At 51.8% G+C, this 15,346-nt stretch carries 17 protein-coding genes and 1 pseudogene; 1 reads left to right on the top strand and 17 read right to left on the bottom strand.

The genetic code is table 11. The annotated features are described in order from the left end of the window. Positions 1-67: 67 nt before the first annotated feature. From BLS62_RS05155 to BLS62_RS05125, 7 genes are all read right to left on the bottom strand, one after another. A complete protein-coding gene (locus tag BLS62_RS05155; RefSeq protein ID WP_093177825.1) occupies positions 68-856 on the bottom strand; it encodes a DNA adenine methylase in 789 nt (262 codons plus the stop codon). A gap of 340 nt (positions 857-1,196) precedes the next feature. Then, positions 1,197-1,601 (bottom strand): hypothetical protein, encoded by a 405-nt coding sequence (locus tag BLS62_RS05150; protein WP_093177822.1) that lies wholly within the window; start codon positions 1,599-1,601, stop codon positions 1,197-1,199. Between the two features lie 13 nt (positions 1,602-1,614). Next, a complete protein-coding gene (locus tag BLS62_RS05145) occupies positions 1,615-2,358 on the bottom strand; it encodes a hypothetical protein (protein WP_093177820.1) in 744 nt (247 codons plus the stop codon). Further along, positions 2,355-3,041 carry a phage tail-collar fiber domain-containing protein gene (locus BLS62_RS05140; protein WP_208990691.1) on the bottom strand — a complete coding sequence of 229 codons (687 nt, stop codon included), beginning with the start codon at positions 3,039-3,041 and terminating at the stop codon, positions 2,355-2,357. Before BLS62_RS05140 ends, BLS62_RS05145 begins: the two co-directional genes overlap by 4 nt. Beyond that, positions 3,038-3,787, bottom strand: a complete 750-nt coding sequence (locus tag BLS62_RS05135; RefSeq protein WP_093177817.1) for a phage tail protein — start codon at positions 3,785-3,787, stop codon at positions 3,038-3,040. Before BLS62_RS05135 ends, BLS62_RS05140 begins: the two co-directional genes overlap by 4 nt. Beyond that, positions 3,780-4,916 (bottom strand): baseplate J/gp47 family protein, encoded by a 1,137-nt coding sequence (locus tag BLS62_RS05130; protein WP_093177814.1) that lies wholly within the window; start codon positions 4,914-4,916, stop codon positions 3,780-3,782. Before BLS62_RS05130 ends, BLS62_RS05135 begins: the two co-directional genes overlap by 8 nt. After that, positions 4,916-5,299 (bottom strand): hypothetical protein, encoded by a 384-nt coding sequence (locus tag BLS62_RS05125; protein ID WP_208990690.1) that lies wholly within the window; start codon positions 5,297-5,299, stop codon positions 4,916-4,918. Before BLS62_RS05125 ends, BLS62_RS05130 begins: the two co-directional genes overlap by 1 nt. 101 nt (positions 5,300-5,400) lie before the next feature. Between BLS62_RS05125 and BLS62_RS05120 the strand changes: the two genes are divergently transcribed. Then, positions 5,401-6,846, top strand: a complete 1,446-nt coding sequence (locus BLS62_RS05120) for a toll/interleukin-1 receptor domain-containing protein (RefSeq protein ID WP_093177811.1) — start codon at positions 5,401-5,403, stop codon at positions 6,844-6,846. A 10-nt stretch (positions 6,847-6,856) separates the two neighbouring features. On the opposite strand, the gene BLS62_RS05115 is transcribed toward BLS62_RS05120, so the two are convergent. From BLS62_RS05115 to BLS62_RS31315, 10 genes and pseudogenes are all read right to left on the bottom strand, one after another. Next, complete coding sequence (locus BLS62_RS05115; protein ID WP_093177808.1) at positions 6,857-7,366, bottom strand: hypothetical protein; 510 nt, start codon at positions 7,364-7,366, stop codon at positions 6,857-6,859. 367 nt (positions 7,367-7,733) lie between these two features. Then, positions 7,734-8,840, bottom strand: coding sequence for a phage late control D family protein (locus BLS62_RS05105; RefSeq protein WP_093177802.1), 1,107 nt, complete (start codon positions 8,838-8,840; stop codon positions 7,734-7,736). Between the two features lie 3 nt (positions 8,841-8,843). Further along, the gene (locus tag BLS62_RS05100) at positions 8,844-9,107 is read right to left on the bottom strand and encodes a tail protein X (protein WP_208990688.1); all 264 of its coding nucleotides are present in this window, start codon (positions 9,105-9,107) and stop codon (positions 8,844-8,846) included. After that, positions 9,104-9,571, bottom strand: a complete 468-nt coding sequence (locus BLS62_RS05095) for a phage tail protein (RefSeq protein ID WP_093177799.1) — start codon at positions 9,569-9,571, stop codon at positions 9,104-9,106. Before BLS62_RS05095 ends, BLS62_RS05100 begins: the two co-directional genes overlap by 4 nt. Continuing rightward, positions 9,572-12,922 (bottom strand): tape measure protein, encoded by a 3,351-nt coding sequence (locus BLS62_RS05090; protein WP_093177796.1) that lies wholly within the window; start codon positions 12,920-12,922, stop codon positions 9,572-9,574. A gap of 187 nt (positions 12,923-13,109) precedes the next feature. After that, entirely contained in the window at positions 13,110-13,505 is a 396-nt protein-coding gene (locus tag BLS62_RS05085) for a hypothetical protein (protein ID WP_093177793.1), read from the bottom strand. A 114-nt stretch (positions 13,506-13,619) separates the two neighbouring features. After that, positions 13,620-14,138, bottom strand: coding sequence for a phage major tail tube protein (locus BLS62_RS05080; RefSeq protein WP_093177790.1), 519 nt, complete (start codon positions 14,136-14,138; stop codon positions 13,620-13,622). A 22-nt stretch (positions 14,139-14,160) separates the two neighbouring features. Then, positions 14,161-14,514: a hypothetical protein gene (locus tag BLS62_RS31325; protein WP_200798473.1), complete on the bottom strand. Its 354-nt coding sequence runs from the start codon at positions 14,512-14,514 to the stop codon at positions 14,161-14,163. Beyond that, the gene (locus tag BLS62_RS31320) at positions 14,508-15,089 is read right to left on the bottom strand and encodes a phage tail sheath protein (RefSeq protein ID WP_200798472.1); all 582 of its coding nucleotides are present in this window, start codon (positions 15,087-15,089) and stop codon (positions 14,508-14,510) included. Before BLS62_RS31320 ends, BLS62_RS31325 begins: the two co-directional genes overlap by 7 nt. Then, positions 15,061-15,346, bottom strand: a pseudogene (locus BLS62_RS31315) (phage tail protein); the annotation flags it as partial. The pseudogene BLS62_RS31315 and the gene BLS62_RS31320, both read right to left, overlap by 29 nt.

The following is a 15,346-nucleotide window of genomic DNA, read 5'->3' as shown; positions in this document are numbered from 1 at the left end:
CTCCAGTTTTTGAGCGTTAGAAGAGCTGCTTTACAACGCTTTCTAACGCCCCTTTTGTTCCCCAGTTTTAGTTACTGATAATCAGCTCTTTAGCTGCCTTCTGACGGGTAGCATTCATCGTGTAGTTGAGGCTCACCTCTTCCAGATCAAAGCCAGCGAAGATCTCTCTGATCTGCGGTGTGTCGTTGATGGAAAGAAGGAACCGGCCTTTAATGGCTCTGAGTTGATCGGCCAGCTTTTGGAAGTCTTCAGCGGTAAACACGTCTTTGCCGTAATAGTCCTCGCAGGCCCAGTACGGCGGATCCAGATAGAATAGTGTTTCAGCCCGGTCATATCGCTTGATGCAATCAGCGTAAGGCAGGCGCTCAATGATGACGCCGGATAAGCGTTCATGAACGTCCTCCAGAAGCGGCACCACCTTGCTCAGATCAAACCTTGCCCCTCGTAAGTCTACACCGAAATTACGTCCCTCTACCTTACCCCCAAAAGCCGTGCGTTGCAGGTAAATGAAACGGGCAGCCCGCTCCAGATCTGTCAGCGTGTCAGGATCAATTTTCACCAAACGCTCAAACTCAGAGCGGCTTGTCAGCTGGAACTTGAGCACTTCCAAAAACTGCGGATAGTGGCGTTGTAGGATGCGGAACAGAGTTACCACATCGCCGGAGATGTCATTGATGACTTCACATTTCGGCTGTTCAGCCCGGCGGAAAAAGATCCCACCCATACCGACAAATGGTTCAACATAGGTTTGATGAGCGACCGCGCTAATCCGGGCTGAAACGTGCTTTGCAAGTTGCATTTTTCCTCCGATATAAGCGGCCACAGGTTTGGTAGGTCTGACGGGAGTTACTGTCATTTCTTATTGTTATTTTCTAAGGGCTCATCTGGCCTCAGGTCATTATATGTGCAACAGCGGCGGCATTTGATTTCGATGCGCCCCTGAAGGGCATTTTCTTCTTTTTTGAGGAGGAGAGCTGCGCATTTGCAGCACTTGATAGACTCCATTCCCTATCTCGCATATGATGGTCCCGCAGCTCATTGTTTGGTGAGTTGATGCGGCGTGAGCAGTGATATTATTGTCTTCACTGGCTGGGCTCTGGTTTGCACTTGATGCCCGGTGCCCGGAGATTTCTCCGGGCCTTCCGCTTCATATTAGTGCGGGCAGTTTGGGCGTGCGCCGGATGTGTTCCGGCTTGTTAAAACTGCTCCACAATAGCAACCACATCAGCCGGGCAATCCGGCCAACTTGCATCCAGCGTAAAGCCCGTGTCTGGATCTGCGGCAAGATCAATCACCTTGGCCCGCATAGCGTTGACCCAATCGAATGCAGCCTTGGTGCTGTTTAGAAGCGCCAAGTCTTCTGCACTGCGATCCTCAACCGCCTTGCCTGCAACAGCGGCAGTCGCGGTCGCCATGTTTATCTGGGTCTCAGAGCTTGCCTGCGCATAGATGCGTCTGCGGCATTCCGCTTTAACGGTACTCAAGCGCTCAGAGGCCAATGCCTCGTCAATTGCGGCTTGGGGAACGCCAGCAGCAACAGCGGCCTCCTCTGAAAAATTCCGATAAGTTCTGCCGTTATAACTAAAATCAAGCAAGGTCATAGAGCCGCCTCCTTTAAAGAGTTTTCATGTTGGTGAGTAACTGAGGGGTATTGGAAGGGTTTGCGGCGTCAGCTCCATCTACGTACTGCCCCGACATATTCCCGTTCACGTCGGTAATTCCATTGCCAAGAAAAACCAAACCGGTATGCGTTGCACAGGCTAGCCAACCAAAGCCGTTTTCGTTCGGGAAGATCAAACTGGCATCAGAGAAAGCAAAATGAGAAAGAGTTTGCACATAACCGGCAAAGTTCCCCAAAATGGACCTATAGCGAATATAACCGTGCAGATCACCGGTATACTGCGGAAAATCAACATCGATGAAGCGGAACATGAAGCCAGCGTTCAGCCCAAATGTGTTCCAGCCAGATAGGTAGGCATATCCATTATGTTCAAACACAGAAGCCGTTAGTTTCGCTTTGCCGTTTGGTGCTTCATGACCGTAGATCTGAATGCTTTTGTTCTGAAGGCTGTAGCGTGCTGGCGGCAACATTGTGTCTGCTAATAAATTGATGTTAGCACTGCCATTGATTGGAGTGCGGCTGATTGCATCTTGAATGGTAAGCAGGGGGTTGTCGCGTGAACCGGAATTGCTGCTATGACCACGTGTCGGGTCCACATAAAAGACTTTATGAGTATCAGGAAAGGCAGCTACTGCTTCCTGAATTTTCTGATTGATCTCATCTGCCTTGGTCTCATAGGCGCTGACCAGACTATCAGCCCGGCCAATAAGGGTTGTGATATTTTGCGTCAGGCTCATTGCAGTGCCTCCTGTGTTTCAAAGATGTTTCGGGAATTAATGAGTGCGAGTGCCCCAGTATTAGTGATGAGGCCAAGTAGCTCGTTTATCTGCAATTGCTGAGTGGCAATCGTCTGCTGTTGCTGTGTGATAAATGTTGAAACAGCTGCAAACTGGGCTTTACCTTTCTCCAGTTCAGCAACGCGTTCCTGCAAATGTTTTGCACGCAGCTGCATGCCAATCAAAGCTGTTCCAACCTGCGCAAACTCCTCGCCAAAGAAGAGTTGCAGATCCACATCGCCCGTCACCTCGATGACATCCTGCGGCAAGCTTGAAAGTGCCAACACAAAGGAAAAGGCAATCGGAACACCAGGCGTATATTGGGCCAGCGGCGTGTCAGGATCAGACCAAACGGCCAGCAGTGTTCCGTCCTCAAGCATCACGCCAAGCTCAGCCAGCGTGAAGCCGGTTGGTCCATCTATCTTTGCGGTAATCTCCATTTGGAAATCATCCAGATAGCGGCTGCCGACAATCTCAATGCGTGCCTTTTCAGACTTGAGACCGTTCTCGGTTCCAGTTGGCGTGTAACGGCTGGAGCCGAAGGCCAGATGGGTAATCTTCGCGTGAAGGCCCGCATCGGATGCGTTAAAGATCGCCCGCATACCAGCGCGTGTCAGTGTTGGATTGATCGCTTTTAAACTCATGGCAAAAGCTCTCCGTGAAGTGAAAGAAAGGAATGACCGCGTGCGATGGCAGCGCTGGCAAGGTGTGTGCCCGCCTCTGGTAAGACAGGTTCAAACACCCGCGCCATATGAGCGACACCACGGCCCACAGCACCTGCACAGAGTGTTGCCCCAGACTCTGGAATAGCCATCGCGCCCATAGGCTCAGCCAGAGCAACACAAGCCCCGCCCAGACCAAGGCTGAGTGTTGTTTCAAATTCAGCACCGAGTTCAAAGTTGGTATCCTGTGACCAGCGTTTGGTAGCGTCCACCATGGTGAGGGCAGCGATCTGCACTTTGGAATTGAGCAGAACAGCCTCATCATCAAACAGGTGCTCATTTACATAGACGGTGAGATTATGAGTATCGTGCGGCCCCTCTGGCTCTTGCTGCCACCAGTGCTCAAAATGAGGCCGTACGCCAATCAATGACAGACCCAACGCAACACCATCATCAGTGCCTTTGTCCTCATGCAACGGCCATGCTTCATCAATAAGACGGCGGACGGCTTCCTCCGGTAGCCCATCTTCCCCGATGAACTCCTCCAGCGAGCGGTCATGCATTGCCAGTGGCAGAGCTTCCGTGGATGTCTCATCTGCGTTTCGTTGCAACAGCACTGAAAAATCAAAGGCACCGATCATAGCTTCAAAGGCATCCAGCAAGGCTCGTGTGCGTGGCTCACTGATGCTGGGCGGAATAAGCGTGTAGGGAAAGCGCCGGTCAGTCATTCTCCGCCTCCAGAACCACATCACCAATCACAGCAAATTGGATTTTACCAAGTTGTCGCGAGGCAAGATTTGTCACATGTAGATCGACATCCACTACGCCTTCCACATGGCGTACTGCAGGCGTTAAGGCCGAGAGCGCCAGGTACTCACCCAAACGCTGCGACCATATGATCCCGGCTTCGCGAATGGCCTGTTCAGAGGCAGCGCGTGCCACTTCAAAATCTCCATTGACCTTCAGCGGTCCGGTAATAGTGACGCTCACCAATTCACCGGGATGAACGCTTAGATCATCTCCTTGCGGTCGCTTGCTGTCAGGATCCAGATAGGCTTTCAGATCCTCACAGAACTGAGCACTCGGCACTCCTGACTTAAGCAACACATAAAGCGCAATGCGCCCCGGTGCAGGCCGGATCACTTCCACATCTGCAATGTCAGGTGAAAACGCACGGGCCTGCTGGCGGTAACTTTCTTTTGGTCCGGCCTTGGAGATGCGATCATGGGCTTTGGCGGCGCGGTAAAGCAGAGAGCCATCGTCTTCTGCAGTCGTGCCGCCTTCGCTAGTGATTGAGTTGGTCACACTCACATCAGGATAGCCCGCAGACATTTGCGTGATCTGGCCGGGCAGCAGTCCGTTGGCTTCTAACCCCGGTTGGGTAGCTGTGGCACGAGCATTCAAAGAAAGCGCACCAGCCTTCAAAATCTGCTGTTCATCCAGTGCAAATGAGAACGCCCCGGCGCTGACCTCAAGGCCGCGTGGCAAAACAAGATCGGTACTGCGTGGTTCATCCAGTGTGAAGGTGAGCTGCACTGTGGCCGCCTTGGCCTTCAGGCGAAAAGTGCCATTGTTGGCGGCGGCCACATCCAGCGATGCCCCAGTGGCAAACAGGAGCCAGCGTTTGTCGGCGGCGTCTTGTCCTTCTTTGCCAAGTAGCGATAAGGCATAGGCCAGCAGGTTGATGAACAGCATTTCATAGTGGGCCGGGTAAAGCTTGCGCTGAGGGCCGTCCGGGTGGGTTTGCCACCACGTCACCAGCTTTTCTCGCCAGACCTTGGAGGACACGGTGAAGTGTTGCGGCGGACCGCGACGGATCAGCTCATCTGTAGTCAGGGCTTTGATCAGGTTTACCATCACTCAGCCCTCATAAAATCAACATCGGTGCGATTAATGTCGGAAAGAACGTCAGAGCGTGGCCGCCAGTAAATAGCTGCGGTGAAATAGGCAAAGCCTGCCTGCACCACATCTACGCTATCCAGCAGAATGCGCGGCTCCCAGCGATCTATGCCCTCCCAGATCTCCTTGGAAATGCCGGGGATTGCCTCGGTAGGAACGCGGTCGATATAATCAAGCGCACTGCAGAACTGCTCTGGCTGGGTGGGAACAGACAGCTTGGCCGTCAGGCAGATAATGCGGATGCACTGGGCCAGATCATCCAGTCCAATGACCGCCTCATTCCAGAGCGCATCAGGGTCCTGTGCCAGCTTAATCTGCCAATGGAGGGGATCTAAAACCATCGCCCGCAAACATCCTTGCTAAAACTTCTCGTTGTAGGCAAGGTATCGCGCGAGAGGGTAGCTAGGTTACGGAAGTGTTCCGCAGATAGGGCGATTTAGGAATGAATGTAAAAGCAGAACCGTTGGTACCAAAGGTTTTTATTTCATATAACTGGACAGACGTAGCGCATAAGGAACGCGTTAGAGAATGGGCAGACCGTCTATTTGGTGATGGTGTCAATGTGATCATTGATATCTATGACCTTAGACCGGGGGATGATAAAATTGTTTTTATGGAAAAAATGGTTCAAGATCCAACCATTACGCATGTTTTACTAGTGTGCGATCAGTCTTATGTAGAAAAGGCTGACGCTCGACAAGCGGGGGTTGGCATAGAGGCACTAATCGTTTCTCAAGAGGTCTATAAGAAAACCGCTCAATCAAAATTCGTTTCGATTTTCTGTGAGTTTAATGACGACGGAGAACCTTATCTTCCAACCTTTATTGCTTCTCGGATTGGGTTCAATTTTACGTCTCCAGAAAAAGTAAATGAAACGTGGGAAGATTTAGTCCGGTTCCTAAATGGGCAACCACGTTTCACCAAACCCGCCCTAGGTAAGAAACCAGCTTATCTAACTCAGAATACTACTCTCCCCACGTCCGGTGTCACAGCAAAAATTAGATCTCTTGAGAACGGATTAAAACAAGGAAAGACTACAGTACCGTTGTTGCGTGAAGATTTTTTTGACGCTTGCGTATCCTATGTTGATGAACTGAGAATTCGTGAAGAACCGAACGTAGATGATTGGGGACAAAGGATAATTTCTGATTACGAAAAGCTAAAGCCGATTAGAAATTTCCTTGTCGATTGGCTTTTGTTGGAAAGTACACTGAGAGGTAATGAGGAAGACTTTTCAGAGACGTTGATTGATCTCCTTGAAAGGGTACTTGCGCTGAGGTTTAGGACTGAGGAAGTAACTCGCTTTAACGACAAATGGTGGACTGCTCACTCGCTCTTTGTTTATGAAGTGTTCTTATATTTTGTGGCGGTTTTGATTAAAACAAAATCATTTAGCACACTAAACGTAATCTTCGAGACGAAATATATTTTGCCACCATCTGAGCGACATACGGGTACCGATTACGGCTCTTTTGCGAAGTTTCACGCTTCTGCCGGAGACGATCTCAACAACTCGCTGAGTAATGGCGAGCCGAATTGCCACTCACCTGCGGCAAAACTAATTAAACGGCATTCAGATCGAACGGATTTACCATTTAAGGACATTATGCAAGCAGACCTGCTGGTACTACTGGTTTCGCAGTTGCGAGATATCCGGTGGTATCCACAAACCCTATATTACGTTGATTTCTACCCTAATTTCGAATTCTTTGTCAGAGCGGCACAACGGAAAAATTTCAAAAAACTGGCTATTATCACTGAAGTTAAATCTGGTGATGCGCTCAGAGAGAAGTTGAAAACTACAGAAATTTCCAGTGGGCGTGGGTGGCATCCATTAACGATTGATTTTGCGCAAGCGCTCAATCTTGAGAAACTCGACACGGTTTAGGAAACTCATACTAAACCACCACACCCGTCTGAGCTGGTCCCGGTGTAACGTCCTTATGCTTATGAGTCTCACCCACTTCTTTACGGTTGTGGGTGACGCTATCACCCTCCATCTTTATCGTGCCTTTTAGCTCAATCAGATCGGCTTCAAAGGTAATCTTTGGTGCGCCTTTGACCTTCATCTCCCCCGTGGTTTTATTGTAAAAAATCTCTAGTGGCCCGAAAACATCATGGACGATGTTCGGATCGTTGGAGGGCGGCGCATCCTCGTCAGACCAGACCGCCCCGCCGATCACCCCATCCTCACCATAAGCATCCAGCAAACACCAAACTTGGGTTCCAATCGCAGGCATGTCGTAGCTCTTCTGCCCCTTGGTGTTGCGCTGGCTGACTGACAGCCACGCAGAGGCATTGCCGTCTTCGTCAAGGAATTCAACCTGCGCCCGTCCGCCTTTACTGTGCTTCGTTATAGTGCCGCGTTTAAACGGGCTGGAGCTTTCACCATCAGTTATCCGTGGCATCAGTATTCTCACCTTTATCTTTTCTTCGAAATAACCGCCTTAAGTCCGGCACTAAAAGTACGCCGATGACTGCACAAATTGTGGTAAATAATATCGTGCCAACGAAGGCGGTTCCAAGCATTGCTATTCCGATACTGCTACCAATCCACGCACCGAATCCGCCCCCTAGAGACGCACTTGCTATTCGCTCTTTGTACCGTAGAACTCGAGATTTATGCGGTCGGGCGAAAAAGCCTTTTACTATTTTAAGATACTTCATGTTCAGGAACGTCCTCAGGCTATAGTTTGCACTTAGACATCTTTCGTAGCTGAAACTTTGAACCTACGAACTCCTCTAAATTAGGCTTGGCGAGAGTGCTACACCCCTTTAAAACGATTGCCCTTTGGGCTTAGATAGATCCTGCACTGGCCCGTCAAACAGGCCGGATGAACCACCAGCTTTGCTGCCTTTGGTAGATGCTTTTCGAACTTTACCATCCTTACGGATAGCTTTCAGCTCCAGTTGCGTGGTGTAGGTGCCGCGTGCGATCTTGTGCTGGGCTTTGTGCACCAGATAGCTTGCTGAGTATTTGCCGAAGGTCGCCCCCAGAGCCACCACCTGCCCGGCAATCAGGAGCGGATCACCAACCAGCGTTAGCGTGGCAACCAGTCCGTCTTCATTGGCTTTGGCAAGGCGGGACTTGGCGACAGTTTTAGCTTCCGCCTCATCTTCTACCCGCTCATCAATGGTGAGTGTATCGCCGGACTTAATGGAAAGGTCCTGCACTTCGCCTGTGATCAACTTCTTTTTTTGGCCGTGGGCATAAGCAACCTTGGCTTTACTATAGGTCTGGTGGGTTTTATCGGTTGCCTTCCAGCTGATAATGGTCGTGCCATCCACCAGATCAAAGGTGGTAGCAGGATCGCGTTTATCCAGATCCTCACGTTTGTAAAACACCAGTTGTTTGTCTTTGATGGCAAAGAAATAACCGTAGTCTTCTGCCAGCCGCGTGAGGAACTGAAGGTCGCGTTCACGGCGCTGACGCTTGAACTTAAACGGGATCTCTTCAATCTTGCCAGAGACGGTATAATTCAGAGCCTTGGCGACCTCCTCAATGACCTTTTTCAGGTTCGTTTCTTCAAAGGATTTGGATTTCTTGGTGCGTTGCTCGGTGGAATTAGCCGCTGACACCGCCTTGAAGCTGAGCCGGTCGTTCAGCCGTGAACCTTGCGCCTCAGGAATATCCACCTCAAACTCACCGCATGGCATGGGCGGATAGCCGCGATAGCCAATGGTCGCGATAACCTTATCGGCTTTTTCCGGTCGCCACGGACCGCGCCACAACCCGGCATCATCGCGCAGGGTGACGGAGACCTCATCGGCCTTGCCATGCAGATTATCTGTCCAGGAAAAATCAATCAGATGCGGGGCAAGGTTATCTGCCACTTCAACGCCGTTGATCTTGAGGGAGAGAAAAGGCTCGCGCAGATCCATCACCTAACCCTCCGCCGTGCCGCGCTTCCATGGCGGCAACAGATCTGTATCCAGGGGATATTGCTCAACAACCGGGATACGAAGGGTCAGACGCGGAGGAAGAATAGCGGGAATGCGGGCGATTTCTTGCGGGAATAAATGCCGGTTTTCAACAATCAGCAAGTCCATCATCTGGGCATCACGGTAATAGGCCCACGCAATGGTATCCCAGCGCTCACCCGGTTCAGTGAAATGTTCCAGATAATCGCCGGTTTTAACGCCCATCATTTAAGTCTCTTTAAGAGCGGGTTGAGCAATGCAACTGCAGCTCCGGCGATGCTAAGCCCGCCAACGCTCAAAGCACTTCCGGGCACTTCCACCAGCTCCATGCTGGCCTCAATACGCACAATGCGGCCACTCTCTGTGGTCTTTTGGGTGGTGCTTTTGAGCTGTTTGATAAAATAGTGTTTGCCAAGAAACCCACCGCTGCCGGGAATAAATGGCATTACCGCCCCGGAGATTTTGGAGGCAACAAGGCGGGCATACTCAGCCTCTGGATTGCAGAAGCTTTCCTCAAAGAAAAATGAGAATGAACGCCGGTCTAACGCTTCACCACCGCGCTGGGGTACGGGTTTACCGCGCACCACCTTGTGCTCGTGGAAGTCGTTGACAAGAGTTTCATCAGCTGCTGTAGGACCAGTCATCACGTTTGACGTGCCCAGTTGAAAGTCTCCAAGGCTGGCAAAAATCATCTAAAACTCCAACCTCTTTTTCTCATCTATTTTTCGAAGCAGCAGAGCGACCAAATCCTCCGCCTGATCCTCAAGCAGTTCGGCAAGCTCATCTTTGGTAATTGATGCCCCTGAGCCTACTGTGATTTTTGGGCTGAAGGTGACGGATATAGTTCCGCCCTGACCTGTGCCACCCGATCCACCTGCCGCCTGAATTGCATGAGCGGGCGGTGTGATTGCCTGCGGCGCGGAGGCGGCCAGTGATGGAGAAACCGTGGCTGTACTCAGGGTTGCCGCCGCCATAGTCGCTGCTGCTGCTTTGCGCATGGCCCTGACCATTGGGGCGGGTTTGATTGACTGGGCGATAGTCTCGCTAAACTTAAGACGGTGGATATCGGAAAGCGGGCCAAGCTTTGCTGGTGAGGATGGCAAGTGATCACGTAGGACCTTTGTTACCTGACGCATTTCTTCCACCAACAAATGCGCACGGGTACGCATACCAACGGCAATGGTCTCCATCATGCGCTGGCCGTGATAGGCAAAGTCCACACCGCCCAGCAGGTTGTCTACTTCTGCAATAGCTGCTCGGCTTGTTACCTGAAGGGCTTCCAGCGCAGCACTCGCTTTTTCAACCTCTGCAAGGCTGGTTGGCGCTTGCTCTTGCTGGCTGAAACCAGAATGGCCTTCAAGCTGGCGGGACAGGTCCATCATCTTTTGAGCGTGCGAGGCGAACTCGCCTCCACCTAAAGCAATGGCGGCAAGCTTTTGCTGGTAGGTATCAAGGTTCACCTGACCAGCTTGCAAAGCCTCTGTAAGCGCCAGCCCTTCCATGAAATCAGAGGACCAGCCGTTTTCTGCAACTTCAGTAAGCTGGTCAATAAATCGGTCAGCACCTTCCGGGCCGGTCACCGAGGACCAGACCTTGCCTGCCATATCAGCAAGGGATTTTAAAGTTTCGCCAACAGTTGTGGCAAGGGTTTTACCGGCAGTCCCGATAGCCTCAAAGATACCCGATAGTTTCTGCCATGCACCATCAGCCAGGCTCGTTAGCCTTTCCCAGAAAGTGGAGAACGTATCCACCTTAGGCAACCACGAACCACTGAAGAAATCAGTGAAAGCTTGTTTGACTGCCGTAAAGCTTGGCAACTTGAACTCAGGCAGACCCGGCCAGTTCCAGTCGGTGAACACGGCTTGAAGGTCGGCCCACTTCACTAAGGCCTTGCTTTTCAGGTCTGTCCAGAACGTATCCAGCCAGGTTGTAATCTCACCCCAGTTGGCAGTAATTTTATCAAGCGGCGTCCAGCCAAAAAGAGTTTCGCCAATGGTGGTGGTAAGGGTTTTACCGGCAGTCCCGATAGCCTCAAAGATGCCCGACAGTTTCTGCCAGACACCATCAGCCATGCTGGTTAGCCCTTCCCAGAAAGTGGAGAACGTATCCACCTTAGGCAACCACGAACCACTGAAGAAATTAGTGAAAGCTTGTTTGACCGCCGTAAAGCTAGGCAGCTTGAACTCAGGCAGTCCCGGCCAGTTCCAGTCAGTGAACACGGCTTGAAGGTCGGCCCACTTCACTGAGACCTTGCTTTTCAGGTTTGTCCAGAACGTATCCAGCCAGGTTGTAATCTCACCCCAGTTGTTAACAATCATGCCAAGTGGCGTCCAGCCAAACAGAGTTTTAAGACCCGTCCATGCCGTACTTGCTGTGGTTTTAATATCTTCCCAGAAGGTCGCCAACCAGGTGGTGATCTCGCCCCAGTTGTTCACAATCATGCCAAGCGGCGTCCAGCCAAACAGAGCTTTTAATATGTCCCAGGCAACGACAGCCATATCCGCAATCCATGCCCAGGCAGCTGCAAGCCAGACGCTGACCACATCCCAGTTATCATAAATAAGCCATGCCGCGACAGCGAGGGCTGCAACTATTGCAATGGCGATCAAAAAGGGTGCTGTAAGTGCGGCAAGACCTGCGCCAAGCGAGGCAAGGACCGGGCCAAGAGCGGCAAGGCCCACGCCAATCTGCACCAATCCGGTGACAATACTGATCAGGGCCGCTATAAACGGCAGCTTGATCATCAAGCGGACGAGATTAGTCCAGCCGCCCATCATATCGGCAATTTCGGACAACGCCCCACCAGTAGCTCGCAGCGCAACAATCACCTCTTTAGCGAAGACCCAAAAATCTTCCAAACCGGTGATGATGTTTTTGCTGATGTCTTCGGCCCACTGCTGCAACGAGCCGTCAGCTTTCATGGTATTGAGCTTGTCCAGAAACCCTTGCAGTTTTTCCTTGGCCCAATCAAACACTCCAGCATCAGCAATCATCAACTGAAAATCCAGCCAGCGCCCCATGATATTGGAGACCATCCCGTCCCATGTTTTGGAGAGTTCTTCTGAAGAACCAGCGGCTCGGTTTCCCATTAACTCAACGAGTTTGGAGATCACCTCACGGCCCAACTCGCCCTTGGACGCCATTTCCATGAGGGCGGCAGACGTCTTACCCGTTGCTTTGGAAAGCATATCCCAGACAGGGATGCCGCGCTCTTGTAGCTGCATGGCTTCTTCAGCCTGAAGCTTACCTTTGTTCCAGGCTTGACCCACTGCGAGAATGATACCGTGCAGGTAGTCGGCCTTCCCGCCATTCAAGGACATCGTGTCCGTAAGTGCTTGCAGGCTGCCGTTGGTGGGATCAATGCCCATGCTTTTAAGCAGCTTGTAGGATTCAACAACTTCGTTAAGAAGAAGGGGCGTTTTATCTGCAAAGCCTCTGATCCAGCTCATGGCTTGTTCAGCTTTTTCTTCAGAGCCTTCAAGCCCCGCAAGCTGAACCTTGTAGTTTTCCATTTGAGCGGCAGGACCAATCACCGTATTGGCGGCGACACCAGCTACAACCGATGCTCCGGCTATCAGCCCGGCACCAACCGCTGCCCCACGCGCAATCTTTCCACCCCCGCTTTTGATCAGTGCGCCACCTTTTTGAAGGCTCTTTGTCGCCCCTTTGACTTTGTTAAAGGCACGTTTTAATAGACCGGCCTTGCGCACTGCCGCATCGGTTTTACCAACAAGTCGCCCCATGGAACCGCTAGCCCTATCGATCTGACTGGCAACTTCCCCGGTGTGGCCTGCAAGGCTTGCGGCACCGCTCGCCGCGTTCTTGTTGGCCTTTGCCACGCTCTCAGCAGCCTTTGCCACCTTTCCCGTGGCCTTGGCGGTCTTCTCTGTTGCTTTAACCTGTTTGAGCGTGGCTTTGCTCTGGCCTTTGGAGAGCTTTTCTTGTGTTTTGAGCTGCTTTTCCATGCGCTCGTTGAACTTAAGAAGCTTCTTAAGTCCCTTTGAGGCGCGGTCCTTAAATTCTGCGGTAATACCAAGACGCATGGAAAGCTCCGTTAAGACTGTGCATTGCCACGCGTCGCAGCCTTGCGTTCCGCCTCGGCCTTGGCTTCATCAAAGGCGATTTGCTGGTCAAGCGTGGTCAGGAATTCAGGCTCAGACAAATCATCCAGATAACCGGGGCCCCAACCCCGGTTGACCAGATAGGTGTGGCACTCAAGCGACGACAGCGTTACGCCGTCGTCTTCTTCCCGTTTCCCTCATCGTCCTCATCAAGATCATCATCACCGCCAAAGACCTCACCAAGCAGCTCATTGGCATCATTCATCGGGATATAAGTGTTAAAGTCTGCCTCGGTGAGCTTCTCACCATCGAATGTTGCGATCTTACAAAGGTAAAGGATCTGGGCTTTGCCGATCTTGTTTTTGGCCAGACGCAGGGACCGCGTCCAGTCACCATGGCGGCGGAATTTTGGGTAGACCACCACAACGCCAGTCTCTGGCAGGGTAAATCTCGCAGTGCCTTGATTTGCGTCGCGGTGTGCCTTCAGTTTGGCAACCACACCGGACTCAACCGGTGCGCTCTGATCACGTTCACTCTCGCTCTTATTCTCATCCGGGCGGGTCATGGCATCCCTTTCAACTTGGGTTGGAAACTTATCATTTTGATCTGCGCAATAAAAAAGGCCCCCACGCCGAAAAGCATGGGAGCCTGATCGCGGTCTGATTGGACCGTTATGCGCTTAACCGCGCCACATCTCGCCGGAAGAGTTCCGCACCGAGCTTGCAAACACATCCACCTCAAACAGTGGCTTGTTGCTGTCATGAACCCGTTGCACCAGGCGGGAGATTGTCATTTCGTGGGTCATCTCTTCGGGATCGCCATTTTTGCTTTCGCCAAAATCATGACCAAAGAAACGGGCCTGCAATACTGTGATCAGGGTATAAGAACGCTCCAGATCCAAACCTTCAGGACCATTCACATCCACGTACTTGTGCAACTGGAGTGTGTGGGTCTTGGTCGGATTGAGGAAATCCTCCTGAATATCCGGATCCACGCTGCTCATTGTAATTTCGCCAGTGAGAGCTTCCAGTGTCCGGGTGGGCGCTTTGTAAACAGCGACCTGACCCAGTGTTTCAATATCAACCGTCTTCCATTCAATCTTGGGCATTTTGAAGGACTTGGCGAGCCCCACAAGGGTGTTGTCGCCCAAATAGATATCTGAATTGGTGATCTGACCAAAGCGGCGGAAATCAGCCATAGATTATCCCTCCATTATTTACTTAAGCCGCCTCGGACTGGGAAAGACCCAGAGCATCGGCCAGAAGGTTGATGTTAAGGGACCGGCGCACGCTAATGGTCTCCATTATACCAACAGGAGCAAACTCCAGCGCGTAGTGGTACCAGCCGTCCGCAGCAAAGGCCGGGCTCATTTTCTCCCGGTCAAAAGCAAAGCGGAACCCGGAGAGTTCCGGGTCATTGCCCTTGGTCTTGCCAATCCCCCAAGCATTGATGGCATCCTCCACCTGCTCAATGCGAGCCAAAGATCCATTTCGGTCCTTCTTCTCATCGAGAAAGTGCAAGATTGCTTCATCCAGCACATCTTGCGTGTACTGGGCGTGGAAGAACGTCAGCATGGTGGTCTTAGTGGATACCCGGCATTGCGGTTGCCCGATGTGTGCGGGCCTTTCCCAAAGCGTTCCTCGCACGAGATAATCCCGTTGGATCGGGTCACTTGCGTATCACTGGACCCATCGCCCGGCACATAAAGCACATCTTGAGCTGCACCCTCAATGCCCTTGATAGGCCGATTGGAGGGGCTGTGATGATAGCCGTATTCCATCACGCTCATAAGCACGACACCCACCAGATAAGCTGAATAGTGATCTGCAACTACCTCACCAGCAGTATCCGACATCTCATCCAGATTAACCGTTTCCATCATAGGCCAGCACAGATTAACCCGTGTGTCATTGGTCTGGAAATCAAACGATCCTTCCGGCCCGCGTGCCTCCTGAAGCTGCTGCAGGGTGACACCAAACGGGGCATCCCAATAGCAGCGAGCGCGAATGCGGCCACAAATGGCTTCCATTTCTGAGCGAACCCCGGCCAACCCATCATAGCCTGGAGCCAGAATGTTCTTTGGAACCAGCCAAAGCGCTGATAACAGGAATAAGCCAGCTTCAAGCCACTGGGCGGCCCATAGCGTCAAACGCTCCGATGATATCAAGCCCGGTGACTTTGCTTGGATCCGGTTTGTCAGCGTCATCTTTGTGCGTTGCCGGATCAAACACATTGACCACGCAAATGGTCCCAAGGCCGCGTGTTTTGGCCTGCTTAAACATCGCCCGCAGTTTTTGCGGCAAGGTATAGCCATCGCGTGCGGGGCCGAAGTGTTTTGTGATATCCGCTTCGCGGCGAATAAGAATGGGTTTGTTGATGTATTTGACTTGCTCCTGTGAGGTCTTA

Origin of the sequence: Pseudovibrio sp. Tun.PSC04-5.I4 (assembly GCF_900104145.1) — a bacterium.
GTDB lineage: Bacteria > Pseudomonadota > Alphaproteobacteria > Rhizobiales > Stappiaceae > Pseudovibrio.
Note: the sequence above shows the minus strand (reverse complement) of the source record. Positions and strands in the feature narration are given on the sequence as shown.